We start from the raw sequence: 25,905 nt of genomic DNA, 5'->3' as shown, positions 1-25,905 counted from the left end.
ACACCGGTCGGCATCGGTGACGGAACGTCAGGCTCAGCCGCCGAGGTGGCTGCCGATCGACCGGGCGACCTCGGCGTGGGCGAGGTACTCGACGATGCTGTGTGCCCGGTCGCGGGCGTTGACGACGGCGAGGTCGGACGGTCCGTCCGCCCAGTCGTCGCCCAGCGGGCATCCGATGGCCACGGCGTCGGTCGGGCACCAGGCGTTGAGCCAGTCCGCCACGATGTCCGGACGCTTCGGCCCGCCGACGAGCAGCCTGCTGTACACGCTGTCCAAGCCGACGGGACTGCCCGCCGTGGTCAGATGGACGAGGTCCACTCCGGGGGACAGCCGTGTGGTGAGATCCAGGCCGACGACCGTGCCGAGGCTGTGACTGACCAGCACCACTTCTCCCGCGTCCGGCATCGTCTCGAGTACGCAGCCCAGGACCTCTTCCCGGATGCGCCGGTCGTCGAGGTACGCGGCCACGTCACGGAAGACCAGGGCGATGGCCCAAGCGTCGAGGTCGCTTATGGCGGCCAGCCAGCTGAGCCGCTTCTGCAGGGCTCCGACGACGTCGCCCAGGCCGATCCTCTCGGTGGCCAGCCGGCTTTCGTGCGGCATGTGCCACTTCGCGGCCGCCTCGCCGACGATCTCCTCGTACACCGCGCGGGCGGTGGGGTTGGCGGGCGCGACCGCCTCCGCCGCCGTGGCGGTCGGCGCCTCGACGATGTGGGGGACGGCCTCGTGCGCGGTCAGGGCCTGCACCAGTCTGTCGCCGTAGTAGGGGAACCAGACGTCCGCCGGGTCGACCGGGGGGAGCCCGGCGCGGACGAGCCCCTGGTTGAGTCCCGCCGCCCATTCGCGGCGCAGCTTTTCGGGCTCCTTGCCTTCCTGGGAGCGACCGTGCAGGAAGACCAGATGCCGTCTGCCGCCGAACGCGCCGTCCCGGGCGCGCAGGCCTGCACGCGCGGTGGCCTGCTCGGTGGCCGAGCCCGGCGCTGCGACTGCGGGAGTGGCGGCCGCCACCGGGCCGACGGCGGCCTCCGCGAGGTGCAGCCCAGACTCCGGGCCCGTCTCGGCCAGCAGCGCCTGCTGCCGGGAGGTGAGGGGCAGGGCGGCGAGGTGCTTCAGGATGGAGCTGATGCGTACGCCCTCGTTGGACACCCAGTCGATGGCGTCGTCGCCGTCACCGGGCTGCCAGACCTGTCCGTCACGGCGCAGAATGCGGCCCTGGTCGTCGGTCCTGGGCACACCGCTGTGGTGGAGCGCGACGACCTCCCACTGGTCGTTGAAGACGGGAGAGCCCGAGTTGCCGGGCTCGGTGTCCGTCTTGTAGTGGAGGAAGTCGTCGAGGCGCACCTGGAGCATGTTGTCGCGTAGCGCGATCTCCTTCAGTCGTCCCATCGGGTGGCCGATGACGTTGACCGGCTCGCCGATCACCAGCTTTCCCGGCTGGGCGCTGAGCCGGTTCCAGCCGAACGTCTCCCCCGGGGGCCGCAGGTCCGGGCCGGGGGCGACCAGTACCAGAGCGAAGTCGAGGCGTGCGTCCGCCACGAAGAACCCGGCGGGGTCGAGTTCCAGCCGCGTCGCCGGCTGCGGTGTGTTGTCGACGGTGACCTGGGCCTCGAACTCGACGAAGCACTGCCGGGCGGCCTCCGCGTCGGTGAGCACGTGATGGTTGGTCATCAGCAGGCTCGGCGACACCAGGAAGCCGGTGCCGATGGGCAGCTCACGGCCGTTCTCCCGCACCGAGATCCGGGCGATGGTACGTGCCGCCCGGGCACCGCGCGGCAGGAAGCTCCATGCCTGCAGATCCTTGGACACCCCGAGGATGCGTTCGTACGCGGCAGGCGGGGCCAGCGGTTCCGCCCGGACGGCCTCCACCACCATGGCGGCGGGCACCGCGTGCCGGTCGAGCAGTCGGGCCGCGCGGGCCGCGAGCGCCTCCTGCGAATCCGGGAAGGTGACCCCGGCGTCCTGCTGCTGCTCGACCGCCCGCCGCTCGTCGCCACTCTCGTCGTACCGCGCGGCGGCCGCCGCGACCTGGCGCTCCCGTTCCTCGCGGGACCTGTCCGCCGTTGCCATGTCAGGTCACCGTCCTTCCGGCGGTGTGCCACGGCACGAAGGCGTTCGTCAGCCCCGCGAGAGCCGTGCGCAGTTCCGGGTGGTGGCGCAGCAGCACCGTGATCATGCTGTTGTCGTCGATCCAGGCCATGCCGGCCTTGGAGTACACCTCGGGGGTGTAGTACTCGGTGAAGAAGCGGTCGCTGTTCAGCCGGCGTGAGGCCATCAGGATGAAGATGCGGAACGCCGTGTCGCTGAAGGCGAATCCGGCCGGCAGCTTCTCCGCGTACAGCCCGACCATGAGGTCGACCTTCTCGATGTCGCCGTCGTAGAGCCACTGGATCTGCTCGGCCCACGCCCGGTTCTCCGTCAGCTCCAGGAAGTTCGCCGCGGGCTTCAGCCGCAGCAGCCGCCGGAACTCGTTGTAGCGGGGGACGCCCAGTTCCCGGGAGCGCAGGATGTCGGTGGCGGCGAGGTCCTGCAGTTGCCCGTCCGGACGCTCGAACTCCTGGAGGAACTTGGGGAAGTTGTGCAGGGTGACCAGCCCGGGGTGGAGCGTGCCGAAGCTGTAGAGCAGATCGGCCATCTCGGTGGTCTCCAGGGCCTTCAGCGCCCCGGGGCCCGAGATGTCACGGAGGGTGCAGTGGCGCAGGGTCGCGTCGTCGGCGGCGGAGCGCAGATGCCACTCGTCGCGGATGAGCGGATGCATGCGGTAGACGGCCACGAATTCCTCGGTGAGGGAGTACGGGATGCCGTAGTGGTCCGTTTCGCCGCCGGGGATGCCGCTGATGACCTCGCTGTCGCTGATCCGGCCGAAGAGGTTGTGGACGCGCTCGCCCGCGAGACCCCACCAGTTGGCGCGCAGTGCCTTGACGGTGGTGGGGTGGCTGATCACGGCCGGTGTCCACTCCACGGTGTGGATCTTGGCGAGGAGCGCGGCGTTGACGAGCCGGGCGCGCTGGAAGAGTTCCTCGTCGTTCCAGGACGGGTACGCGCCGTGCAGGTGGTCGCAGATCGCGTTGTGCTCACGGGCGAACAGGTCGTGCATCATGGCGAGGCCCAGCCAGAAGCCGGGGAGGTGCGAGGGGTCCCGGGAGGGGTCCGAGGGGAACGGGGACTGCTCGTCGTCCCACAGACGCAGCTTGCCCAGCTCGCCGGCGCGCATCAGACGCTGCTCGGTCTCGTTCGTCCCGTAGATCTGCGACGCGTCCCACCAGTGGGAGGACACGTTGACCCGGGTGTCGGGCGTCCCGGCGGGTGCCTGCGGGTCGCGGGTCGGGTCGTTGGGCGTCCGCATGATCCGCATGGGGTGTTCCGGCCATGGGTCGTCGTCCATGAGGGGTACTTCCCAGGGCCGTTCCGTGGGACTGGTCCCGTGGCTGAACCAGTCGCGGACCATGAACTGAAGCCAGGCGGCGACCAGGGAGTTGACCGATTCGGCCGGGACGAGCTCGTCGCGGGTGAGCAGGGCGCGGCTGACCACGCGCGGGTTCGGCGTGGACAGTACGTCCTCGGGTGTGGCGGGTGCGATCCGGTCCAGCGGGATGTTCCTGCCGAAGCGGGTGCCGGCCATGCCCATCCGAGGCTCGTCGAGGTCGTTGTGGCTGCCGTCGGGGGTCCGGTTGACCTTGTGGGTCTCGGAGGGGGGTGCGGGATCGGGCAGATCGGCCGAGGGCAGGTGGCCGGTGTCGTGGAGGTTCTTCTGCCGGAGCTTGACGCGCAGTCCCAGCAGTGTCAGCAGGCCCGGTATGACGGGCAGTCTGTCCCAGCCGAGGCGCCGGTCCACGTATTCGGCGCCTGCGGTGACGACCCGCCAGGGCAGCGACGTACGGTATCGGGCTGCGGAACGTCGTGCGCCGCGTCGTTGCTTGCTCATCGCGGTACTCCTTGGGCGGTTGCGAGGGTCTCGTCGCTCGCCTTCTCGCTGATCGTGCCGATGCGGAGGGGGTGACGACGAAGAATCCGTGGACGCGGGGGGAAGACCGAGGCGTCGACAATCCGCAGGCTGTTCACTCCGCGCCCAGGCCTCGTCCTGCACGAAAGCGGCAAAGCGGCGGCCGTCGTCGCGGCCGTCGGCCTATTTCGCCGGGCCACCTCCGCTCGCGCGGAGAGCACGCCGTACGTCAGGGTGTTGTGGCCGGCAGCTGGGTGGGCACGGCGGGCAGCATGATGCCGTCGCCGACGGGCGCGGTGTGTGGCAGGAGTCCACCCGACCGGGCGATTTGGAGCAGGTCCGGGAGCGTGTACGGCTCGGCGCCGTCGAGGTCGACCTGGTAGCCCAGATCGCCGAGGCCCGCTGCGGTCATCCGGCTCAAGGGGTTGTCGCTGCCCGAGATGAACGGTGACATGAGCTCGTTGACGAACACTGCTTCTCGCCAGTGACTGTCCCTGGTTCCCGGTCCGCCGAAGTTGGCGACCGGTACCGGTACCGGCTGAGCCTCCGAGACGAGCGTGGCGAACTCCGCCTGGGCGCGAGGGCCTGTGAAGGTGGGGTCCTCGCCGCCGGCTCCTGTGAGGAGGCCGACGGACTTCCACAGGGTCCCGATGCCCAGTACGTGCCCCATTTCGTGGGTGATGACGTCGACGAGCGTGCCGTCCGCCTCCATCCGCGTCAGATCGGCGGAGTCGAACCTCATCACTCCCTTCGCGGGAAGCAGCGCACCGAACTGGGCGGTGCCGTCACGGAAGTCGGTGGGGCCCGCCATGCCCAGGATGCCGCCGGGGCCGTCGATCGTGACGCCTTCCGCCTCGATCAGCAGGTCGTCGATGATGTCGTCGCCGACGACCGCGGTGTCGAGGTCCCCGACGATGACCTTGGCCCAGCGATCGGCTGCCGCTGCGAAGGCGTCCTGCTGATGTGCCGTCAGTCCACCGAGGAAGCGGACTTCAATGGTGAACGGTGACGTGGTGTTGGCGATTTCCTTGGCACGCTGGAAGTCGGCTACCGCTCTGTACGTCTTGAAGGTGCCAGTGGTGACTTTGCTCATCACGGATCTCCTTGCCTCGCATCCGATGAGAGTCACCCCCTCTGACAGGCTAGGCCGAACGGATTACCCGCGCGCGTCGACACCCCTGCCTCTACTCAGGGTGACGTCGTCGTACGACTCCGGCGGCGCGCGGCTCGCACCGCTTCGATGTCGTGCTGTGCCCGCGGACGTGTCGCGCAAAGACCCAAAAAGCACCATGTGCAGCAATATTGGGTACTGTTGGGTCAAATGGGTGATCGGCTCAGGCTCGGGGGATCCGCTCCGGACGCTTCCCGTCCGCATGAAAGGAGGCCACCCATGGCCCACGGCATGTCACTCCACATCGGACTCAACCAGGTCGACCCCGCCAAATACGGCGGGTGGGACGGCAAGCTCAACGCCTGCGAAAACGACGCCCGCGACATGGAGGAGATTGCCAGGAACGCCGGCTTCGACGACCGCACGACGCTGCTCACGGCAACCGCGACGGTCGAGAACGTGACCACCGAGCTTCGCAAGGCGGCCAGGATCCTGACACCCGGCGACATCCTGCTCCTCACCTACTCGGGTCACGGCGGCCAGGTGCCCGACAGGAACGGGCCCGAGGACGAGCCCGACCGCCTCGACGAGACCCTGGTCCTTTACGACCGAGAGTTCATCGACGACGAGCTGTACAAGGAATTCGAGGCGTTCGCCGAAGGGGTTCGCATCTCTGCCTACTTCGACTGCTGCCACAGCGAAACAGCCGTCAGAGCGGTGCGCAAACTCCTCACCTCGGACGCGATGGAGGAGCAGTACCAGACCCGCGACCCGGACCAGATCGAGGTCACCTCTCGGATCATGCCGCCGGACACACAGCGCGAGGCGTACGACCGGGACAAGACCCTCTACGACGAAATCCAGCGCACGCTGCAGCCGAAGGACACCCTCGACCTACCGGCCAGCGTCCTGCTCATCTCCGCCTGCGCGGACAACCAGCTGGCCGCTGACGGATGGGAAAACGGGCTCTTCACCGGCACGCTCCGCGAAGTCTGGAGCGAAGGGAAGTTCACCGGCGGACACAAGTCCTTCCACCGCGAAATCCTCCGCCAGATGCCGCCCAACCAGAGCCCAGGTCTGTTCGTGACCGGTCGGGCCGACGACTCGTTCCTGCGGCAGCGGCCCTTCACCGTCTGAGCAACGCCGCAACAACGCGCGGGGCGGCACCGAGCCCGCCCCGCATGCGCGCTCCGCGCGGTTGCTGACCTTCAAGACGTCATGGCGAGAACGCTTTTGACCGGTGGCTACGCGGATGTCTCACTCGGCCGGTAGCGGATCGACGTTGCCTCGCCGGTCCCGCCTTCGGTCACGGACAGTCAGCCGGCTCGGATGGACAGAGCTGATCGGCAGGGCGACGATGGGAGGGCCGCGGGGCGCCGACGGTTCCGTGGCGGAGGAGGTGTCTTCCTTGGCCTTCGGCATCTCGTTCAGGCGCACCTTCAAGCACACACCCTGGATCGACGCCGTCGACCGGGTCTCGGCTGCGGGCGACAACGGGTTCAACATTCGGTTCAGGCGTCTCGAAGAGGACCTCGACACCATCGGGCAGCGTTTCGAGGCGGTGAGTACGGCCCTGGACTCGCTGGCCGCCACCGAAGCAGCCGTACGCACGATCGCCCTCGCACCGCTGCTGACCCCGATCGGGGAGTCCGGGTGGGACCTGGCCACCACCCCGGGCACGGCGCTGTTGAAAGGGGACGGGACGGCCAAGGGCGCCATGCCCGTTCCGCTGCCCGAGGCGGGTCGCATCGTCGGCTTCCAGGCCTTCGGGACCATCGTCCAGACCCCGGCCAGCGTGCGGATCGACCTGACCCGGCGCGCCCTGGACGGCAGCGGCGAGAAGCTGATCGCCCGGATCCAGGCATCCAGCAGTGAGGAGTTCCGGGAAAAGGTCCCCAACTCCGAGGCCGCGGGCATCGATCCGCAGGCCGGTTACTACATCATCGCCTCCGTCAACGGCACCGGCCTCAACACCTCCGTGATGCTCACCGGGTTCCGGGTGAGGTACGAGGAACGCTGATCCGCGTGGGTCACCCGGGGCGGGTCAGGACACGTGCAAGCGGCCGGCCGAGGAAGCCTTCAGCGTGTTGCCGTACGCGTCCCCGGCCGCGTCGCCGTCCAGCAGCACACCGGTGCCGTCCGCGAACAGCTTGTCCGTGGTTGGCGTCAGCTCGACGGTCGACGAGCCGGACACGGGCGTTTGCCCGGCCTTCCCGGTGAACGTGAACGCGCAGGACGCCTGGTGGAGGACGAATGAGCCGTCCACCTTGAGGGTGTCGGAGGCGGTCTCATTCACCGTCCCTGCCGTCCACTTCCCGCTGTCGGCGCCCTCAAAGGGCTTCTGACCCGCGGTCGCCGACACCTCACCCTGCACCGCCACCGGCCTGCCGGCCATCGAACCGCCTCATTCCATCGGACGGCCGGGCCCACGGCCGCTGTCGTCGCTGATGACGCGCCGCCGCCGGTAGCGGCGGTAGGTGCGTGACGCGTCCTGCACCGGGAAGGGCTCACCACCCTCATCGGCGCCGAAGTCCACGTGGCTCCGCCGCAGTTCTGTGGTGTTGATCTCGATGCCGAGGGGACACAGCGTCTCCAGGATGTTCATCACGTAGCTGTACTGGTCGCGGTCGAGCCGGTCGTCGCCGGGCATCTCCACCCGCACCTCGTAGGGGTCGGCCAGACCTCGCCTGGCGTGCCCGAGGCACACCAGGAGGGCGAGTCCCTCCCGCTGTCCCACGGCCTCGACGCGTCCACCGGAGGAGTTGAGGAGGGAGAGCGGCAGGCCTTCGGCGTCGGGATCGGCGGGCGGACGAGGGACCTCGGTGGTGAGCCACTGGAACTCGGCCGGCGGCGCCTCGCCCTGCTTGGGCGGTCTCCCGGGCAGCAGGCTCACCGCGGCCAGCAGCAACACGCGCTGCCCCGCCGGGTCGAACACGCCGTGCACGCTGTAGAAGCCGCTGTCCAGCAGGACCTGGGCGCGGGCCGCCACGGCGCGGCGCAGGACGTCGCCGGAACCGAGGGCCGTGAGTTCGGCGAGGGTGAACGGATAGGCGACGATCTGGTCCACCACGACGACGTCGAGCACCTGCCCGGCGAAGGCCGCCCCGGCGGCGGCGAGCAGGTCTCCCTCGACCAGCGGCGTCAGCGTCGGTGGCAGGGGCGCGGCGGGACTGTCGGCCACGGCCCGCAGGGCGGTCTCCAGGGCCGCGCCCCTCACTGCCGTAGGGGCCGGGCCGAAACCCGACTGGGGGAAGCGTGCCCCGGCCCGGCGTGCGGCCTCGCCCGCCAGTACGTGCAGTCCGCCCGAGGAGGCGTCCTTGCCGTGCCGGGCCTCGAAGACCGCCTTCCCGGTCACGGACAGCCCGGCGGGCCCCTCGACGGTGAGTCCCAGCATGGGCAGACTCGACACGAAGAGCCTGTCGCCGGTCAGCGCGTGCACGGTGCGCAGCCCGCAGGGCTCCGCCAGCCAGCGGCCCGCCGGGTCCTCGGAGAACGGCCGGGGCACCAGCGTCCCGGCCAGCGCCGACATCTCCGACGTCCCCCGGGCCAGCCCCTCGACGGCCGCCCCCATCGCCGTGAGCCGCTGCTGTCCGAACTGCCCGAGCGTCGCGCCCAGCCCCAGCTCGTGCAGCGGATCGGGCTCCTCCACGTGGGTACGGAGCAGGGTCACCGGGCCGGTGTCCGACAGCGCCCGGACCAGGCGGACCAGCCGGGCCAGGGAGACCGCCAGCGAGGGCGCCAGATGGCGTACGGGAGGCGGGCCCGCGGAGCGCGTCACCTCGGTGGTGAGCACCTGCCGCACCTCCTCCAGCCGGCGGCGCTGCTCCGGAGGCAGCAGCTCCGGCACCGGGCGCTCGAGGTCCAGCAGGTACACGGTGCGCAGCAGCTCGTGGACCCTCGCCCGCATGGCAGCCCCCCGCGGGCCGACGTCGACGAGACGGGTGGCCAGGGCCAGCGGGTTCTGTTCCTCCACCAGACGGAAGCGCCCGGTGATGCCGAACCTGGCCGGCAGCCCGGCGTTGGCGGCCCCGTCCGGTCCGGAACCGTTGAGCACGCCTGCGAGCCGGTCCGGGGTCGCCGACCGCCACGAGGTGAAGATCATCAGCCGGTCGCGGTACCGGGCGTCGTCCTCGTCGGGCAGCCGGTACACGCCCAGGTCCCGGCCGAGCGAGTCGAGGGCCCCCGAGAAGGCGAGGTCGGCATGCCGGCAGGCCGCGATCTCTCTGACCTGGCGGATCATCCGCTGCTTCTCCGACGTGGCCAGATACGTGAGCCGGGCCAGCACGCCTTCCAGCAGCACCGCCTCCACGAGCTCGGCTGCCGGGTCCCGCGCGAGCTCGGGGCCGCGCACCGACTCGTCCGGTACCTGCTGATGGCAGTGCGGCGCCGGAACCAGATGGACGGCCGCCGAGACCTCGGCGCCCGCCGCCGGCACCAGAACCGGCAACAGCGTGCCCAGACCGGAGAACGGGGCGAACACGACCGGGGACACCTCGGCGGCGCCCACCGGGCCACACCGCACGACGACCGCCTGGTCGGCCAGCGGCCGGAGCAGCCGCAGCAGCAGCAAGGGCTCGCGGACGTCCTCCGGAACCGAGATACGCCCGTCCTTCAGAGGCAGGTCGCGGACCCGGGCCCCCGCCGCGTAGACGGGCGGCAGGGCGGCGAGGGCGCTGTCGAGCCCCGAGTCGGTCAGCGACCGGATGTCCTCGGGCGACGCGGTCACCGGGTCCCCCGCCGGTCGTACGGACCTGGCCGGCCGGGCAGAACCCCCGGGCCGGGGGACGTCCGTCGGCGGCAGGACGACGTGTGCGGGTAGCCGGACGACGTCCGCGAGGGGCCGGTCGACGTGTGCCGGAAACCGGACGACGTCCGCGAGGGGCCGGTCGACGTGTGCCGGAAACCGGACGACGTCCGCGAGGCGCCGGTCGACCTCCGCGGGCGGCCGAACGACGTCGGCGAGGCGCCGGACGATGTCTGCGAGCGGCCGGACGACGCTCGTGAGTAACCGGATGACATCCTCAGGGCGCCGTACGACGCCGGCAAGGTGTCACCGAACGACTCCGGCAAGGTGCCGCCGTGCGGCGCCCGCAAGGCCCCGGATGGCCTCCGCGAATGGTCGGATGACGTCTGCATGCCCACCTCACACGATGTGGATGTCTGCGGGGGACCCGACGAGCAGCGCGATCTCCGTGGGACCGACGAGGACGTCCTCCAGCGGATCGAGCGACTGGCCGCCCTCCGGCTCGGTGTCGTCCTCACCGGGCGCGCGCGGGGAGAGCTGCGGTGGATGCCGACGCAGCCGCAGTTCCCGGGCGTCCACGACCCCGGGCTCCTCCATGACCGCCCACAGCACCTCGCTGTAGCGCACGGGTTCGCCGATGCCCAGGGCCAGCAGCCGCCGCCGTACCCGGTCCAGGATGCGCTGCTTGAGCGCGACGGCCTCGGGCGTGCCCTGCACCGTGTCCGGCGGGCCCGCCGGGATGGGCAGTCCCTCCACGGAGATCCGGCACGTGAACCCCACACTGACCTGCTGCGCCCGGTCGATGGTGGGCGCGATGCCGATGGGCCGCACCTGGTCGACGGCGGCGGCGACCTGTGCACTCAGTTCCTCCCAGATGGCGCCCTCCTCGGGGGCGACCAGGACGGTGAAGAAGTACGGGTTGCCGAGGCTGCGCTCCTGGGAGAAGAGCCGTTCGAGGAAGGTGAAGCTCCCGAAGATGGACTGGTTGACGTCCAGTCCCCCGTAGAGGTCCTTCACCAGTACCTGCCGCACGCCGGGGACGAGGGCGACGGCGAGGCGCACCGCGTCCGGGGACCACACGTTCCGCGGGTAGGAGAGCAGCAGGTCGCGGTAGCGGGAGTCGCTCCAGTACGTCGAACCGCCGCTGGTCGGGTCGGTGTGCTCGACGGTGAGGATCTCCGCCAGGCCGAGGCGCTGCGCCAGTTGCCGCACCGGCTTCGTACGGGGGTCCTCCGGGTTGAGCCGGGTGATCCGGTCCGGCGGATTGCCGAGCGGGTCGATGTCGCAGTCCGGCCCCGGCGCCAGGGCGGTCACCGGGACCGTGGCCCGGGTGACGGCGTTGGTGAGGGACACCGCCTGGTCGATGAAGAAGTCCCGGCCCTCGGCCGTCAGCAGCCGCGTGCCGCGGGGCAGGGGGACCTCCGGGACGTCGGGCGGGAGTTCGGACGCGAGCGCGATCCTGATCCGGCCGGTGGCGCGGTGGTGCGGCCGGGAGAGACCGAGTTCCTCACCGAGTCTGCTCAGTGCGTCGCCGACCGCGGTACTCACGCGGGTGTCCTCGTAGGCGAGACCCAGGTGCACCCACGCCCGCGCCTCCTCCAGCGCGATGATCTCGAGGATCTTGCGCAGCGCGCTGCCCTCCGTCAGGTCGACGTCCGATCCGAACAGCACCCGTGCCGACGCCAGCTTCTCCTCCAGCAGCCGCACCAGGGGCTTGGGCACGAACCCCTCCGGCGTGATCCCGAACGGCTTCCCGGAGCCGCTGATGCGCGCCAGGTCCTCCAGGTCGGTCGTCCGCGCGGTCTCAGTCATCGGCCGTGACCTCGCCGATCACCGTTTCGAGGACGCTGCCCAGCACCGTGCGCACGACCACGTTCACCCGCCAGCGGCGGGTCCCGTGGCCGGTCTCCTCCAGGGTGAGGTCGAGCACTTCGGCCACCCGTGAGTCGGCGGAGACCGTGCGCAGCACGGACAGCCGCAGCATCTCGAGGGCCAGGGGAGGCGTCAGCCCCTGGGTGAGCACACGCAGACCGTCGAAGCCGAACCGCACATGGAACGGGTCGGTCCCGGGAGCGGTGAGCAGCGCGACGGCGAGGCCCTGGGCGAGGTTCTCCTCGCCCTCCACCACCGCGAGTTCGCGCCCGTCGACGAGGACCAGGTCGTGACCGAGGCCGTCGACGCCGGCCGGCCTGAGGGCAAGACCATGGCCCAGCCGGCGGCGCTCGGCGGCGGCGCCGGCCGGGACGACGGGGGCGAGCGGCGGACCGGGTGGCATCAGCGCACCTCCACGACGGTTTGCGGACGGAGAGTGATCTTCTTGGCGGCCAGCGTGAGGTCGGCGCCGGTGCTGATCTCGATGTTGCCCAGGGAGTCGATGCTGATCCGGGCATTGGCGACGGCGTGTTCGATGACGACCTCACCGTCGGCGGCGTCGTCGGGACGCTGTCCCACGGGTTTCATCAGGGCCCGGCCGACGGTGATCCGCAGTCCGCCGACCTGGATCACGCGGTTTCCGAGTCCGTTGATGAGGTCGTGGCTGGCCGGGCCGCTGGGGCGCGGGGCGGACGTCGGATCCGGCGCCGACTCGCCCGCGATCCCCGTCCCGGCGAGGTTCGTGGGCAGGCTGAGCCACCAGTCGCCCAGGTGCGACCTGGGCGCCGTGCCGTCCTCCCAGACTGCGCCTGCCACGACGGCGTTCTGGTGCTCCTCCCGGTAGTGCAGGCTGACCACGCGCATACCGGGGTAGTGCGGCACCACGAGCCCCGTGCCTCCATACGCGAACGGGGTGAGGTAGGGCTTGTCGACCAGCTGATCGGGGGTGTCCGCGGGAGGGGCCTTGGAGGGGACGTTCGGTGACGGGGCGTCGGCCAGCCCCTCGTCGATCGCCAGCGACTGCGCGGGGACGTCGTGGCCGTCGCGGAACGTGGCACTCACGTCCTGTCTGCGCACCAGGCCGACCTCGTGGGTGCGGCGGGCGGTCGAGGCCCGGCGGTGCTGCTCGGCGAGGGCCGCGGCGAGCCTCGACGCCTCGTCGGCGCTCCCCGGGCGCGTCCCCACGGCCGGGCGGGCGGGCGCAGGCCGGCGTTCCACGGTGAGCCGGGTGACGAAGCCGGTGCTCGGGCCGAGCCTGTGCACGAAGCCGACGACCGTGTAGTCCAGCGGGCTCCCGCCGCCGGCTCCGCCGCCGAGGACGCCCGCGGCCATGTCGCCCAGGGGACCGATCGGCGAACTCGCCAGCGTGCTCTTCAGATCCGCGGGCGACGGGTTGGGCAGGTCGGCGCGCACCACGTCGCCGACGGCGATGTCCGGGCGGCCGAGCAGGGTGAGGTCGAAGCGCCGCACCTCGGGGGCGGCGAACGGCGAGCCCTTCGGTACCGCCTCCGGGTCCCGGTCGATCACCGGTCGGCTCTCCACCAGCCCGGTGACCGGCGTGAGTTCCCAGCGGTGGCCGCCCTTGACCGGCTTGGTCCAGGCACCCACGTGCAGTCGGCCGGCGCGCAGGAACATCGGCACCTCGAAGCGGGCGTCGCCGCCGTGGGCGAGGCGTGCCAGCTCCTTGAGGGCCCGCACCACGGAACCTGTCGACCCGATGTCGAGCACGCCGTCGACGGCCACGTCCTGGCCCTCGCCGAGCACGGGGACACCGATGGCGGTGTCGTGCTCGCACAGCTGCGCGGCATAGCCCAGCACGGTGCGCGGCGCGGGCCCGGCCGGAAGACGCGGAGGATTGCACCGCATCCGGTGGTAGTGCGCGTCGACGCCCGAGAACCGAGCCCGGTACGTGAACTCGCCGTGCGCGCGCTCCACCGCGAGGATCCGGCCGTGCAGCACGGCACCGAGACCGTCCTGCTTGCCTCCCGCACCGCCCGGCAGTACGGCACCCAGCGCGGCGAGGGCCACCGGGCCGAAGCCCCGCCCCAGATCCCACCAGCCGAGGCGGATCTCCACGTGCACGTACTCGCCCGCCGCGATCGCGTCGTAGTCGCGGTCGAGCATGCCGTCCACGGTGACGTCGAACGTCGCGCCGCGCAGCGTGCTGTCGCCCTCCACCGTGAGCTCGGCCTGATGGTCGGCGTGCGTCAGCCGCAGGGCCCCGGCGCCCTTGTCCGCGAACCCCTTGCCGTTGTCCTTGCGGAAGACGAGCGCCCAGCCGGCCTGGAAGCCGATGACGCGGTCGGCGGTGATGTCAGTCGAGAAGGTCATGGGGATCTCCCTCGGGGGCGGCGGGCCTGCGGGGCCGTACGGCGTGGCCGGCCGCCGGGTCTCGGAAGCCCGCCAGGATGCGGCTGCCCACATCGCCGGGTTCGACCAGCGAACCGGCCGCCAGGAACAGGTCGACGAACAGCACCTCCAGCAGCAGCCCGCTGTCCGCCGAGGTCCCCACGGCCATCGGACGGCCCACGACGACCGGCGCCGAGCCGACGACCCGGTCCGCGTCCACGACGACGAGGTAGGGCCGTACGGCGGCGCCGTCGAGGCCGGGTGGGGGCGGTGCGGTGAGTGCCGCCCGCGGATCCCCGAGGGACGCCAGTCGCCGGGACTCCTCCTGTGCGTCGGTCACGACCGGCGTGGTGGGCGGCGCGGTCAGCGTGGCCACGAGGTCGGCGGTCAGGGCCACGAGCTTGACGGCGAGGGACCGGCCGCTGGCCCTGACCTGCACCTGCTGGGGCAGGCCCAGGTCGGGACTGAACGGCAGCGGGCTGTACCCGGTGGGCAGGACACGCGTCACAGGAACTCCGTTGCTGTCGAGGCCGCCAGGGCACCCGCGCCGACGAGGAGGTCGACGGGCCCGGGAGGCGCCACGTGCTGCAGGCCGATGGTGACCTCCGTGGTGTCCAGACGCTGCGAGGACGCGGTGAACGACAGCTCGGTCACATGCATGTTCATCCGTACCGACATCCGGGTCGCCAGGACGAGGCCGGCGAACTTCCCGCCGGTGAAGCGGCCGAGGGCCCCGCCGCGTTTGGCGAAGTTCGCCATCAGCTCCAGACCCTGCTTCCAGGCGTGCCGTTGTGGGCCGATCAGCAGGGCCGTGAGGGAAGCGGTCTCGTTGGCGTTGCCGACCGCGGCCCGGAAGGACGGGGTGCCGATCGGGGGCAGCGTGTAGCGCTCGGTCACCGTCAGCCGCTGCACCGCGAACAGCGGGACGGCCAGCAGACCGTCGGTGATGATGGCCGCGGGCAGACTCTGGAACTCGTCGAGGCGGGAGGCGGAGCTCATCAGTGGCTCTCCACGGTGAACGACATCATCACGTCGGGCTGCGGGTTGCCCACCTGGGTCCTGAAGATCCGCTCGAACTCGGCCTTCAGTTCCGGCGTCGCCGCGACCCATTCGACGCCGCGCAGCCCGTTCTCGTGGGCGAAGAGCAGTTGCCGTTCCATCTCGGCGGCCAGCGTGATGCCGGTCTTCTCCTCGTGCAGGGCGATGAGTTCGCGGGCCGTCACCGGCGGCGGTTCGCGCAGCCCGGTCGCGACATCGGGGGTCACGTCCTCCTCCCAGGGGCGGTCGCGGCGGGCGAAACCGCCCTGGATCTCGTCCGACTCCGCTTTCCGCCGGGGCCGTTTCCCGCCCTTGCCCGCCTTGGCCGCCTCGCCCGCCTTGGCCGCGGGCTTGGGCTTGGGCTTCGGCTCGGGTTTGGGCTCCGGCGAGCCGTGGGGGGCCGCCGGGGGCTTGTCGGGCAGCGGCTTGGGAGGTTTCAGCCGTCCGTGGAAGTGGCCGGACTCCGCGACGCCCACCTGGATGTGCTTGGTGTCGCGCACCCAGCCGCCCACGATGCCGTCGATGCCGACGGTCTCGAAACCCCGCACCGGCTGCTGGAGCTTCGCGGTCCACTCGAACGAGGTTCCCGTCCCCCTCTCCTGGTAGCGACCGTGTGCCGTGCCCCTGGGGACGGCTCGTCCCGGCCGGAGGCGGTCCTCGGCGATCAGGACGGAGATGACCATCCGGTTGCGTTCCGCCATGTCGTCGGTGCCGGTGAGCAGCGCCTTGACGGCCGCGGCGACGGCCCGGTCGCCGTGCTCGGCCCGGAAGGCCGCCACGAACTTCTTGGCCGCGGTGGTGACCTGCCGCGACTGGGCACCCATCTCCCGGGCCTTGTACGGCTTGGCCGGGGCACGGCGGCCCGGCCCGGTCGGGGTGGGTGCCACGGGCTTGGGCGGGCGCGTCTCGAGCGCGGTGAAGAGCCGTGCGGCGGCATCCGCGGCGGGTTTCCCCACCACCGGCGCCAGTCGCGGCGCGGAGGGACGGACGGCCGGGGTGCCGGGGGCGGGGAGGGGGGCGTAGGAGCGCGGGAGGCCCATGGAGGTCTCCAACTGAGTGCGCAGGGACGTTCTGAAGTCGCTCTCGGCGCCTGTGAGCACTTCCTGCACCGTCTGCTGGAAAGTCCTGAGGTCCTGGAGCTGGGACTGCAAGGTGCGAAGATCCGCCTCCTTCGCGGCCCGGCCGCGCACCGGTCCCTCGCCGCCGTGCAGCACGGCACGGTCCGCGAGGAGCCGGTCCAGCACCTCCTGCACCTTCTTTCCCGCCGCGTTGAGGCGGCTCTCGTGCACGCCCACCACGCGCATCAGCACGCTGGTGACCAGCCTGGCGGCGACCTCGTCGGCGGTTTTCGCGCCGTGCACGGCGCGCAGCCTCTTGGTGATGTTCTGCATCTCGCTGCTCTGACGTCCCCAGCGGTGCAGCTGCTCCAGGAGCGCGGCCTGGTTGATCTTGATCCCGGCCATCACTTGTCTTCCGCGTCGGGCTTGTCCAGCGTTCCGTGCAAGAGCCCCTGCTCCCGGGTCCAGTCCGTGACCACGGGCCCGACGACCCGTGACACCAGCTCGTCCATGACCTGTGCGACGACCTGACCGGCCACGGCCTCACTCAGGGCGTGCTTGAGCATCTGTTCGGTGGTGTTGGCCAGGATCGTGCGCCGAGCCTGCGTGCTCAGAGCCCGCAGCCCGGCCTTCACCCCGGCCTTCCGGCCGACCCCGAGTGCCTCGACGGCGCCCCGGCTGATCGCGAGTGCCCGCACGCCGCCGGCGATGTGCGCCACGTCGAAGACGGAGAAGGCGAGCCCGACGAAGGCCATCAGCTCGGCGGTCTCCACGTCCTGCCACTGCTGCAACGCCTCGGGTTCCACCAGGGCGCGGTACAGCTCCTTCTTCTCGACGGCGCCCGCGACCTCCTCCACGGCGAAGCCGACGCTCACCGCGGCGGTGAGGATTCCGGCGATCGTCGCGCCGAGCGGAGCACACAGCAGGCCGAGGACGATGATCCCGCCGGTGACGAACACCTGCTTCACCGCCTCGAAGCCGGCCTTGCGGCCGAGCGCGAGGTTCACACCCTCGGTGTACTCACGCAGCTTCCCGGCGGACGGCGCGAGCTCGTTGTCCGCCAGCGCGTGGATGCCCGACAGCTGGAACCACAGGCCGCGGCTGTCCCTTCCCCCCGACGCGACGAACCGGGACGCCTCGAGCGCGAAGAAGGCCCCGCTGTCCGCCTCCTTGGCCTTGCGGGTCATCTCCTTGTTTGCGGCGGCCATCTCCTTGAACAGCCGCTCGAGATAGCGCTGTGTGAATCCCGGGTCGTGCTGCGCGCTCGCGAAGACCTCTTCGAGGTCCTCGACCTGGAAGAACAGCGGATCGAGCTGATTGACCAGCGCCCGCCGGCGGTGGATGTCCGTCTCCAGGGCCTCCGGCGTCCACATGCGGTCACCTTCGACCGCCGTGTAGACGGTGCCCAGGCGCTCGATGCGTGCCCGGTCGAGTTCCCGCAGTGTGCGGGGATCGACCCTGCCGATCGGGGCGGGGGCCTCGTAGTCGTACTCGTGATAGCCCGGCCGGTACTTCGTCTCGCGTTTCGACAGCACCTCGCGGACCGTGCCGGTCGCTCTGACCCGTTCGGCGTGCCGCATCGCCGTGCGCAGCACGAGCAGCTTCACCACTCCGCCGCCCATGATGTCCAGTACGGAGGTGAAGTGCTCCACCGTCTCGCGGGCGTGCGGACCGCTGCGCTGCTCGATCGCCGCCGCCGAGGAGCGCAGCTGCTGCAGCAGCAGGACGCGGCACGTCTCCGCGTAGAGGTGCATGCAGCTGTCGGTGAGCGCGGAGCGGACGTCCTTGAGGAAGTGCAGGGTCCAGGACGCCGCCTGCGGTCCCGGTGTGCCGGGGTGGGGCCTGAGCAGCGCGGCGTTCCTCGGGAGCTGGTAGGTCGCGGCGACCTCGTCGGCCAGCTCCCTCACCAGAGTTGCGGCTTCCGCGAGGACGTGGAGGGACGTGAGTTCGGTCGCCTCACCGGCACGGACGTCGACGAAGCCGTTGTTGCCGCCGCCGTCGGGACGCACCGTCACCCGGGTGGTGACCGGACTGTCCGCGGAGGACACCCCCACTCCCCGGGCGCGACTGGCGATCACCTTGGCGCAGTTGAGGGTGAACATGCCGAGGAAGCCGCAAGCGTCCACGTCGAGCAGCCCCGAGAGCCTCCGCATGGCCCGGGCCAGGGCGTCACCGCCGTCGGGGAGCGCGGTGAGCGCGGGTTCACCCTCGTACGGTGCGCAGACCAGCTGCTCACCGCGGATGCCCGAGGACGGCCAGGTCCGTTCCGCTCCCGCACGGGACCGGGTGCCCGAGCGGGCGCGCGTGGCCTCGTCGTCGCCGGCTCCGGGCCGACGGCGCCGGTCCTCGCCGTGCTCCTCGGGCGGGGCGGGGACACCGGTGGCGCGGTCGCCCTTGACCTTGGGCTTGCCCTTGGCGGTGGGTTCGGTCCTGGGCTTGGGCGCCGCTTTGGGCGTGGGCTTGGTCGCGGCCTTGGGCTTGGGCTTGGGCGTGGGTCTGGGTTTGGGTTCGGCCTTCGGCGTGGGCCGGGGCCCGGGTTTCTTCTCGGGCTTCGCGGGGGCCTTGCCCGCCCGGTCCCCCTCGGAGCCGGCCGGCGGCAGGGCGGTGGCGAAGCGGATCGGTGACGCAGTGGTCGCCTCCTCCATGAGGGCGAACATCCGGTGGAGGCCGCCACGCACCTCGAACAGGGCCATGGGTTTGGTCGCTCCGCTCACCATCTGCTCCGCGTAGCGATGCAGGACACCGGGCCGCCGGGCGGGGTGATGGGCCGGTACGCGTGCGGCGTCGAGGATCTCGGCGGCGAAGCGCTCGATCTCCTCCACGGTGGCGGGACGCCCGGTGCGGACCAGTTCGTAGTAGGGCGCCGGGCCGGCGGACATCGTCGCCCGGCCGAATCCTGTGCCGCCGCCAGGGGCCGGTTGCCACTGAAGGAGAGGCAGCTCCTGGCAGTATCGGCTGTAACTGCCCTGCGGCAGCGATCCGTTGGGATTGATGGCGGTGACTCCGGTGACCCACACCAGGCCCTGGACCTGCTTGCCGTTGCAGATGATCAGCCCCGCGTAACCCGGGTGTCCGTGCACCTCCGGATTCCACACCGCTCCGTGCCGGTTCAGGTGCTCGCTCCACGCGACCTCGGCGGCCTCGTCGAGCGACAGGACCCTTCCCGCCACCGGTCGCAACGACGTGGGGCGGGTGTCGTCGGCCCGCTGGTGGAAGAACCGGACGGGAACCTTCTCGCCGCCGTGGTCGTAGGAGGGGACCCGGTAGGTGGCGCCGCCCTCGTCCTCGCCGACCCGTGACGTGTCGAAGGGCTCGGCCGGGGGAGCCTCGGTGCGGGTGACCGGCGCGGGGGAGTGCCGCAGCAGGCCCGAGGACGTGACGCCGTAGGCGACCCCCGTCGCGATGGCCTGCGCGGCGCGCTCCCGCAGCTCCTGGGGCGGCCGCCTGCCGGTGAACACCGGATCCGGGCGGTCCACGACGATCCGGCGTCCCGTCCCGCGCACGTCGAGGAACTCGCGCCGCGCGGTCTGCAGGGCGGTGCGGCAGGCGTCACCCACCGTCCGCTCCAGCAGGGCGAGTTCGCCGGCGGTGACCGGCTCCACGAGCGTCACCTGGATGGGCACGTGCACGTGCAGGGCCACTTCGTCAGCCCTGCACCGTGTGCGCGTCCATGGCATGCCGTACGCGGCGCAGCGCGTCGTCGACCGCGGTGCGCACCGCCAGGGAGTCGACCGCCCCGACGACCTCGACGGTCACCGGAAGGTGGATGTGGATGTCCTGCCGTGCGTCCTGTTCGGCGAGGGCCAGTTCGGCTTCGCTGCCCTCCAGGGGGACGACCATCTCGTCGCGGCGCACCAGCGCGATGCCGGTCTGCAGCACGTGCCCGCCCTGCGGCCGGGGTCCGTCGCCGCCCGGCGGTCCCGCGGAGTCGTTCATCGGATCCTCCTTCGCGCCGGACTCAGGTCGGTGCGCCGTGTTTTGACGTGACGTCAGGCGACGACGGGCGGCAGCCTGTGCTCCTTGCCGTCGTTGACGACGGCCTCGCGCGCCACCCCGGAGAACGTCGCCACGGGGGCGCCGTTGATCACTGCGTTGGACGGATTGGCCGAGGTGATGAGGCACTTGTTGAACAGCAGCTCCTTGAAGTCCCATTCACCCGTGCTCCCCTTGGCCTCGTACAGGCCGATGGAGAACTCCTTGCCGGACATGGCGAGTTGGGTGAGCGAGGCGGAGGCGCCGCCGATCGCCTTGACCGTCAGCGTGAAGGTGAAACTGGCCGGGTTGGCGACGTAACCGACGTGGGTGGCCTCCAGGGAGTGGACGACCTCCGTGTTCAGGTTGAACGTGGGAGTGAAGGAGTCCACCGGTGTCAGGGGCGACGCGGTGTTCGCGTCCAGCACGACGGCGAGCCGCGACTTGGTCCAGGTGCTCGGTGAGGGTGTGGTCACAGCGTCCTCCGGTGGGCTCAGGCCTTGAGCGCGAGATTGATGTTGAGGAAGTGCACGGCGCCCGCGTAGGTGACGGAGAGCAGCACCTCGACCCGGCGGTCCTGCCGCGCCTCGCTGAGGGTGCTGCCCTGCCCGGGTGTGCGGGCGGCCTCCTCGGCCTCCAGGATCGGCAGCAGCGGGATGTCGATGGAGTAGGCGGCGATGACGCCGGACGTCAGGAGCGGGCTGAGGATGCCGTCGATGCGGGAGCGCATGCCCTGCATGCCCAGCCGGTCGATGCGGGTCTCACCGATGGTCCCGATCAGCCCCGCCTTGAGCAGGAACTCGATGTGGTCCAGGACGCGGATGATGTCGACGTACAGCTTCGAGGAGTCGTCCGTGAAGCAGCGCCCGGAACCGAGGAACAGCCCTTCGCCGGGGACGAGTTCCGGGTCGATCACCGGGATGATCAGGGCTTCGGCCAGTTCTTTGATCTCGGTGCCGCTGAACTGCCGGGACAGCGGGATCCGGAAGCCGCGGACCTGCTTCATCAGCACGCTCGCGTGCGGCGGGTACCCGGCGATGGTGCCGGTGACCGCGGCGGCCACGTCGGGCAGCGGCCCGTCGTCCTCGTCCGGGGCCACGCGCGCGGCGACCAGGATCATCCGGCTGCTCGCGCTCTTGACGCCGTCGTACGCCGCCTTGGCCGCCGCGGTGAACGTCCGGTTGGCGTCGTCCACGGCGAGGTCGGGGTCGACCATCGCCACGCCCATCCGGGCGCTGCCGGCCTTGCTGACGTTCTCCACATGGTCCCTGAGCAACCGGAGGTGTTCCGGCCTGGTCTCCTCGGCCAGACACACCAACTGCACGGGCAGGGAGGCCGTGGCGGTGAGCGCGGCGTCGTAGTCCGGCACCGCTCCGCCGGGCTCCTCGCCCGGACCGGGCTCGGTCGAGCCCGTGGGCACGGCATAGACGCGCGAAGGCGCCGGATCCTGCCGCAGCGCGGCGCACAGGGAGCGGTACAGCGGCCCCGACCTGGTGACCGCACCCGTCCTCGGGTCGACTTCGGCGAAGTGCTTGCGTGCCTCGGCCTCGCTGCCGATCTGGACCGGAACGTTGGCGTCGGCGTCTCCGGCCCCGCCCGTCGAACCGACGACGACGATGTTTCCGGTGGAGCGGCGGGCGAGCGGCTGCATGCCACGCGTGTCGATGGTGACGCTGATGAACGGGAACTCGGCTGCTGTCACGGTCAAGTCGATCACTCCAGGCGGTCAGGGCACCGCCACCGGCACGATGCCGATGTGCCGGAGCCGGGCGGCGAGTTCGTCGAGGCGGGCGGTGCGCAGGCCGGCGTCGTCGGCCGGGCCGGGGCCCGGGACGGTCCCCGGGAGGTCCGGCTCGTCCAGGGCCGTCTGCGGGAAGAACATCAGCGCGGGCAGCGGCGTCCGTACGGCGACGCCCGCCGGCGGCTGGGGGAGGTCGGCGAGGGGCGCGGTGCGCGCCATGCCGATCTGGATCTCGGTGAGCCGCGCGGCGAGATCGGCGAAGGGCTCGTCGACGGCGAAGGCGAGGCACTGGAGGGGGAAGGTGACCGCGGTGGACGGCGTGGGCTCCTCCGTCAGCCTCAGGCCCAGCCGAAGCGGGGTGTGCGGTGGGCTGAGCTCGGCCCGCAACTGCTCGAAGGTGAGCGGTCCGCGGCTGCGCAGCAGGTTCCCCAGCGGCGCCTCCGCGGTGGTCTCGAACCTCTCCTCGAGCATGTCGACGAGCGCGGTCAGCCGTCGCGTCTCCAGGGCTTCGCCCGGTGCCGGGAGCGAACCGTCCTCGGCCAGGATCCGCGCGTCCACGTCCTCCCGCTCCGCGATGCCGGCGAGGTTCTCGACCGCGGCCTCGGTGATCGAGGTCCGCACGCCGGACCGGCTCGCCAGCAGTGTGAGGTCGAGCCGGGCGTCGGCTCCCACCACGGGACCGCTGAGAGGCAGTTGAGCGGTGAACCGCCACTGCTGCGCCGACTGCGCGCCGTACAACTGGGCCTCGAAGGGCTGGACGATCTGGGAGGTGGGCATCAGGCCGACCTGCCGGGCCCGGACCGCGGTCACCGGTCCGACCTCGGCCTCCTCCGCGGTGAACGCCGTGTGCAGGATCCGCTCGCCCACCGGCGCCGTCAGGAGGGCGGCGCGTTCGCCGGCGTCCAGCAGACGCAGCAGGATGCGGTCCCGGAATCGCATGAGCCCTCCCTTCGGCGGCAGCGCGGCGCGCTGCGCCAGCCGCAGCGAGGAGGAGGTACCAGCGCCCCGTGCGGTTGACGCCCGGGCACCGGCAGGTTCACACGACCTGGGGATTGCTGACGGCCGCCCGGTCGAGCCCGAGGTGTCCGGCGCCGAGCGGACTCCTCGCACGTCCGATGGTGGGGGGATGGCCAATGCGAGCACCGCCCCGATCCCCTTGGAGCTGCGCCCGTCCGGTGTGGCCATCACACCGGACGGACGACGCCTGTACGTACCCAGCTCCGACGGCGCCGGTGCGGTCTTCGTGATCGACACCACCGGTCACTCGGTACTCACGGAGATCAACTGCCCCCGTGCCAGAGGCATCGCCATGGCCCCGCGCGGCGACCGGGCCTACGTCGTCAGCGACGCGGAGAACCAGCTCTTCGTGATCGACACGAGTACCGACTCGATCACCCGGACGATCGCCCTCGACGCCGTGCCGCTGCGCCTGGCCGTGACACCGGACGGCGGCCGGATCTACATCACGCTCGAAGCCACCGGCGGCATCGCGGTGGTCGACACCGGTAGCGGCCAGGTGATCCGCACCATCACGCTGGGCGGCGACCCCTTCGCCGTGGCCGTCGCCCCGGACGCACGGCGGGTGTACGTGACCGACCTGACCGGTGCGACCCTGCGGCTGATCGACGCGGCGACCGACACCCCGGTGTCGATGCCGCCGATCGAGGTCGGGCAGTTTCCCCGGGCGCTGGCGGTCACCCCCGACGGCGGCAGGCTGTTCGTGGTGCAGGGACAGGACGACGCCGTCTGCGTGGTCGATCCCGCCTCAGGCACCGTCCTCGCGACCGTCTCCGTCGGCGGGTTCCCCAAGGAGTGCCTGATGTCCCGGGACGGCAGGCGGCTCTACGTCTCCAACTCGGAGGACGACACGATCTCGGTGATCGACCCCGAAGCGCTGTCGGTGGTCCGGACGGTCCCGGTGGGCGGGCCGCCCGCCGAGATGGCGCTGACCCCGGACGGTCACCGGGCCTACGCCGCGGCCTTCCGTGCGCCGTTCGTGGTGCCGTTCGACACGCGCACGGTCTCCCGGCCTGTGGGAGAACAACCCGAGGGCCTGGCCGTCACGCCCGACGGGCGCCGCCTGCTCGTCGTGTGCGCGGGTGACGACGCGCTCGCGGTGACGAGCACGAGCGAGACCCGGCTGACCGCCGGGGGGTTCCCCACCGGGGTCGACGTCTCCCCGGACGGCACGCTGCTGCATGTCGCCAATGCCGGATCGAACGACGTGTCGTTCATCGAAACACGCACCGGCGAGGTGACCACCACGGTCGCGGTGCAGGCCGCCACGTGGTCGGCGGTGTCGCGGGACGGCAGACACCTGTACGTCGCCGGACCGGGAGCCCTGTCCGCGATCGAGGTCGCCACCGGCCGGGTCACGGGCACCCTGCCCGTGCAGGATCCGAGCGGGGTCGCGGTAGCCCCGGACGGCAGGCGTGTCTACGTCACCGACCGGGCGACGGCATCCCTCATCACCGTCGACACCGCGACCCTCACCGTGGTCGGCGAGCCCATTCCGGTGGGGGAGCATCCGGGCAGTGTCGTCGTGACGCCGGACGGCCGGCAGGTCTTCGTCTGCGACACCGGAACCGACGTCGTCGTCATGGACACCGTGATCCTGGCGTTGACCACCATCGAGGTGGCGGGCGGTCCAGAGTTCCTGTGCGTGAGCCCCGACGGGCAGCACCTCTTCGTCAGCTGCACGGACACCCACACGGTCGCCGTGGTCGACGCGCTGTCCCACACCGTGACCGGGGATCCGATCCCGGTCCACCGGCTGCCCCAGGGGTGCGCAGTGAGCCCCGACGGGCGCCGCCTCTACGTAGCCTCCGGCTCGGCGCAGGCCGTCCAGGTCGTCGACACGGCCACCCACCGGACGCTGGACTTCCTGCCCGTCGGTATGCGCCCCGCGGTACTGGCCCCGAGCCCTGACGGGGGCCGCCTGTACGTGGCCGGATTCGACGCGGAGTTCGTCAGCGCGGTCGACACGAACGTGACCCGGGTGAACGTCGGGGCACGCCCCGTGGACGTGGCGTCGGCCCCGGACGGGCGGCGCGCCTATGTCGCCGACGTCGAGGACGGCACGGTCTCGGTGATCGACACGGCCATGAGCCCGCCCGCCACCGTGACGAAGATCCCGGTGGGCGGCCGGCCCAGGGCCGTGGCCGTCGGCCCGGACGGAAGCCGTTTGTACGCGGCCGACTCGGCCTCCGACACCGTGGTCGTGGTCGACACGGCGACGAACGCCGTCACGGGCGGGCCGATCCCGGTCGGCCCGGCGCCGGTGGGGCTGGCCGTCTCGCCCGACGGCACGCGACTGTACGTGGCGAACTCCGGCTCGGGCACCGTCACGGTGATCGACACCGGGCTCCACCAGCCGGTCGGCGCCCCCGTCCCGGTCGGTGTGGCCCCCTCCGCGCTGGCGGTCACCGCGGACGGCCGCCTCCTGTACGTCGCCGACGCGGGGCAGGAGCTGGTGGTCACCGTGGATACGGCCGGCCCTGCGGTGACCGGCCACATCACCTTGCCCGCCGCCCCGCAGGGCCTGTCCCTGAGCCCGGACGGGCGGACCCTGCTGGCCACGCTCCCCGCCCTTGGCGCCCTGGCCGTGATCGACACCGCGATGTCCGAGATCCGCGGCACACCCGTCCCGGTCGGCAGGGCCCCGCACCGCGTCGCTGTGGCCCCCGACGGCCGGACGGCCCATGTCACCAACTCCGCGTCGGGCACGGTGACGGTGGTGGACCTCTGAATCCGGCGGTGAACGGGAGTGCGCCACCGCCGCTGCTCCGATTGCGGGTGCCCGACGCCGGTTCCATTCTGAGGACGTGGTCAACCCCAGCACTGCACCCATCCCTCTGGGCGTGACGCCGTGGGCCATCGGCATGGCCCCGGACGGTCGCACTCGGAAGCATGGCGGTCGTGGACACCGCCACCGGCAAGCTCGTCGGCGCGCCGATCCCGACGGGGAAGGCGCCTCACGGTGTCACCCTCGCCCCGGACGGGCGGCACGCCCATGTGACCAACACCGGGTCGGACACCCTGTCCGTCGTGGATCTCTGAGTGGTGGATCTCTGAGTCGTG

General features: G+C 71.5%; 21 protein-coding genes. 5 read left to right on the top strand and 16 right to left on the bottom strand.

Features of this window, described 5'->3' with window-relative positions; translation table 11 throughout:
• Positions 1–33 precede the first annotated feature (33 nt).
• The 3 genes from ADK57_RS27635 to ADK57_RS27625 form a co-directional block, all read right to left on the bottom strand.
• Entirely contained in the window at positions 34–2,067 is a 2,034-nt protein-coding gene (locus tag ADK57_RS27635) for a trypsin-like serine peptidase (protein WP_053752303.1), read from the bottom strand.
• A gap of 1 nt (position 2,068) precedes the next feature.
• Entirely contained in the window at positions 2,069–3,922 is a 1,854-nt protein-coding gene (locus ADK57_RS27630; protein ID WP_053752302.1) for a peroxidase family protein, read from the bottom strand.
• Between the two features lie 247 nt (positions 3,923–4,169).
• The gene (locus ADK57_RS27625; protein WP_053752301.1) at positions 4,170–5,033 is read right to left on the bottom strand and encodes a leishmanolysin-related zinc metalloendopeptidase; all 864 of its coding nucleotides are present in this window, start codon (positions 5,031–5,033) and stop codon (positions 4,170–4,172) included.
• A gap of 297 nt (positions 5,034–5,330) precedes the next feature.
• On the opposite strand from ADK57_RS27625, the gene ADK57_RS27620 reads away from it, so the two are divergent.
• Positions 5,331–6,188 carry a caspase family protein gene (locus tag ADK57_RS27620; RefSeq protein WP_053752300.1) on the top strand — a complete coding sequence of 286 codons (858 nt, stop codon included), beginning with the start codon at positions 5,331–5,333 and terminating at the stop codon, positions 6,186–6,188.
• Positions 6,189–6,459: 271 nt separating this feature from the next.
• Positions 6,460–7,071 (top strand): hypothetical protein, encoded by a 612-nt coding sequence (locus ADK57_RS27615; RefSeq protein ID WP_159050159.1) that lies wholly within the window; start codon positions 6,460–6,462, stop codon positions 7,069–7,071.
• 24 nt (positions 7,072–7,095) lie between these two features.
• On the opposite strand, the gene ADK57_RS27610 is transcribed toward ADK57_RS27615, so the two are convergent.
• On the bottom strand, positions 7,096–7,446 hold the full coding sequence (locus tag ADK57_RS27610; protein WP_053752298.1) for a hypothetical protein: 351 nt from the start codon (positions 7,444–7,446) through the stop codon (positions 7,096–7,098).
• Between the two features lie 9 nt (positions 7,447–7,455).
• The gene (locus ADK57_RS27605; protein WP_053752297.1) at positions 7,456–9,777 is read right to left on the bottom strand and encodes a hypothetical protein; all 2,322 of its coding nucleotides are present in this window, start codon (positions 9,775–9,777) and stop codon (positions 7,456–7,458) included.
• Positions 9,778–9,900: 123 nt separating this feature from the next.
• Here ADK57_RS27605 and ADK57_RS50090 point away from each other — a divergent pair, with 123 nt between their 5' ends.
• A complete protein-coding gene (locus tag ADK57_RS50090) occupies positions 9,901–10,059 on the top strand; it encodes a hypothetical protein (protein WP_159050158.1) in 159 nt (52 codons plus the stop codon).
• 135 nt (positions 10,060–10,194) lie between these two features.
• Here ADK57_RS50090 and ADK57_RS27600 read toward each other — a convergent pair whose 3' ends face one another.
• Genes ADK57_RS27600 through ADK57_RS27550 form a run of 11 tightly spaced genes read right to left on the bottom strand, consistent with a single transcriptional unit; the run spans position 10,195 to position 22,764 of the window.
• Positions 10,195–11,607 carry a hypothetical protein gene (locus ADK57_RS27600; RefSeq protein WP_053752296.1) on the bottom strand — a complete coding sequence of 471 codons (1,413 nt, stop codon included), beginning with the start codon at positions 11,605–11,607 and terminating at the stop codon, positions 10,195–10,197.
• Positions 11,600–12,070 (bottom strand): hypothetical protein, encoded by a 471-nt coding sequence (locus ADK57_RS27595; RefSeq protein WP_053752295.1) that lies wholly within the window; start codon positions 12,068–12,070, stop codon positions 11,600–11,602. The genes ADK57_RS27600 and ADK57_RS27595 overlap by 8 nt, the downstream gene beginning before the upstream one ends.
• Positions 12,070–13,998, bottom strand: coding sequence for a hypothetical protein (locus tag ADK57_RS27590; protein WP_053752294.1), 1,929 nt, complete (start codon positions 13,996–13,998; stop codon positions 12,070–12,072). The genes ADK57_RS27595 and ADK57_RS27590 overlap by 1 nt, the downstream gene beginning before the upstream one ends.
• Positions 13,982–14,524, bottom strand: coding sequence for a hypothetical protein (locus ADK57_RS27585; RefSeq protein WP_053752293.1), 543 nt, complete (start codon positions 14,522–14,524; stop codon positions 13,982–13,984). The genes ADK57_RS27590 and ADK57_RS27585 overlap by 17 nt, the downstream gene beginning before the upstream one ends.
• Positions 14,521–15,015, bottom strand: coding sequence for a hypothetical protein (locus ADK57_RS49280; RefSeq protein WP_053752292.1), 495 nt, complete (start codon positions 15,013–15,015; stop codon positions 14,521–14,523). Before ADK57_RS49280 ends, ADK57_RS27585 begins: the two co-directional genes overlap by 4 nt.
• A complete protein-coding gene (locus ADK57_RS50610; protein WP_053752291.1) occupies positions 15,015–16,517 on the bottom strand; it encodes a hypothetical protein in 1,503 nt (500 codons plus the stop codon). Before ADK57_RS50610 ends, ADK57_RS49280 begins: the two co-directional genes overlap by 1 nt.
• A complete protein-coding gene (locus ADK57_RS50605) occupies positions 16,517–19,741 on the bottom strand; it encodes a hypothetical protein (RefSeq protein WP_199830695.1) in 3,225 nt (1,074 codons plus the stop codon). Before ADK57_RS50605 ends, ADK57_RS50610 begins: the two co-directional genes overlap by 1 nt.
• A gap of 16 nt (positions 19,742–19,757) precedes the next feature.
• Positions 19,758–20,048, bottom strand: a complete 291-nt coding sequence (locus ADK57_RS27565; RefSeq protein WP_053752289.1) for a hypothetical protein — start codon at positions 20,046–20,048, stop codon at positions 19,758–19,760.
• A gap of 53 nt (positions 20,049–20,101) precedes the next feature.
• Complete coding sequence (locus ADK57_RS27560; protein WP_053752288.1) at positions 20,102–20,560, bottom strand: hypothetical protein; 459 nt, start codon at positions 20,558–20,560, stop codon at positions 20,102–20,104.
• 17 nt (positions 20,561–20,577) lie between these two features.
• Positions 20,578–21,792: a hypothetical protein gene (locus ADK57_RS27555; RefSeq protein ID WP_159050157.1), complete on the bottom strand. Its 1,215-nt coding sequence runs from the start codon at positions 21,790–21,792 to the stop codon at positions 20,578–20,580.
• An 18-nt stretch (positions 21,793–21,810) separates the two neighbouring features.
• Positions 21,811–22,764 (bottom strand): hypothetical protein, encoded by a 954-nt coding sequence (locus ADK57_RS27550; RefSeq protein WP_053752286.1) that lies wholly within the window; start codon positions 22,762–22,764, stop codon positions 21,811–21,813.
• Positions 22,765–22,951: 187 nt separating this feature from the next.
• Between ADK57_RS27550 and ADK57_RS27545 the strand changes: the two genes are divergently transcribed.
• Complete coding sequence (locus ADK57_RS27545) at positions 22,952–25,573, top strand: beta-propeller fold lactonase family protein (protein WP_053752285.1); 2,622 nt, start codon at positions 22,952–22,954, stop codon at positions 25,571–25,573.
• Positions 25,574–25,734: 161 nt separating this feature from the next.
• Positions 25,735–25,884, top strand: a complete 150-nt coding sequence (locus tag ADK57_RS50085) for a YncE family protein (RefSeq protein WP_159050156.1) — start codon at positions 25,735–25,737, stop codon at positions 25,882–25,884.
• Positions 25,885–25,905 lie beyond the last annotated feature (21 nt).

Origin of the sequence: Streptomyces sp. MMG1533 (genome assembly GCF_001279775.1) — a bacterium.
Classification (GTDB): domain Bacteria; phylum Actinomycetota; class Actinomycetes; order Streptomycetales; family Streptomycetaceae; genus Streptomyces.
Note: the sequence above shows the minus strand (reverse complement) of the source record. Positions and strands in the feature narration are given on the sequence as shown.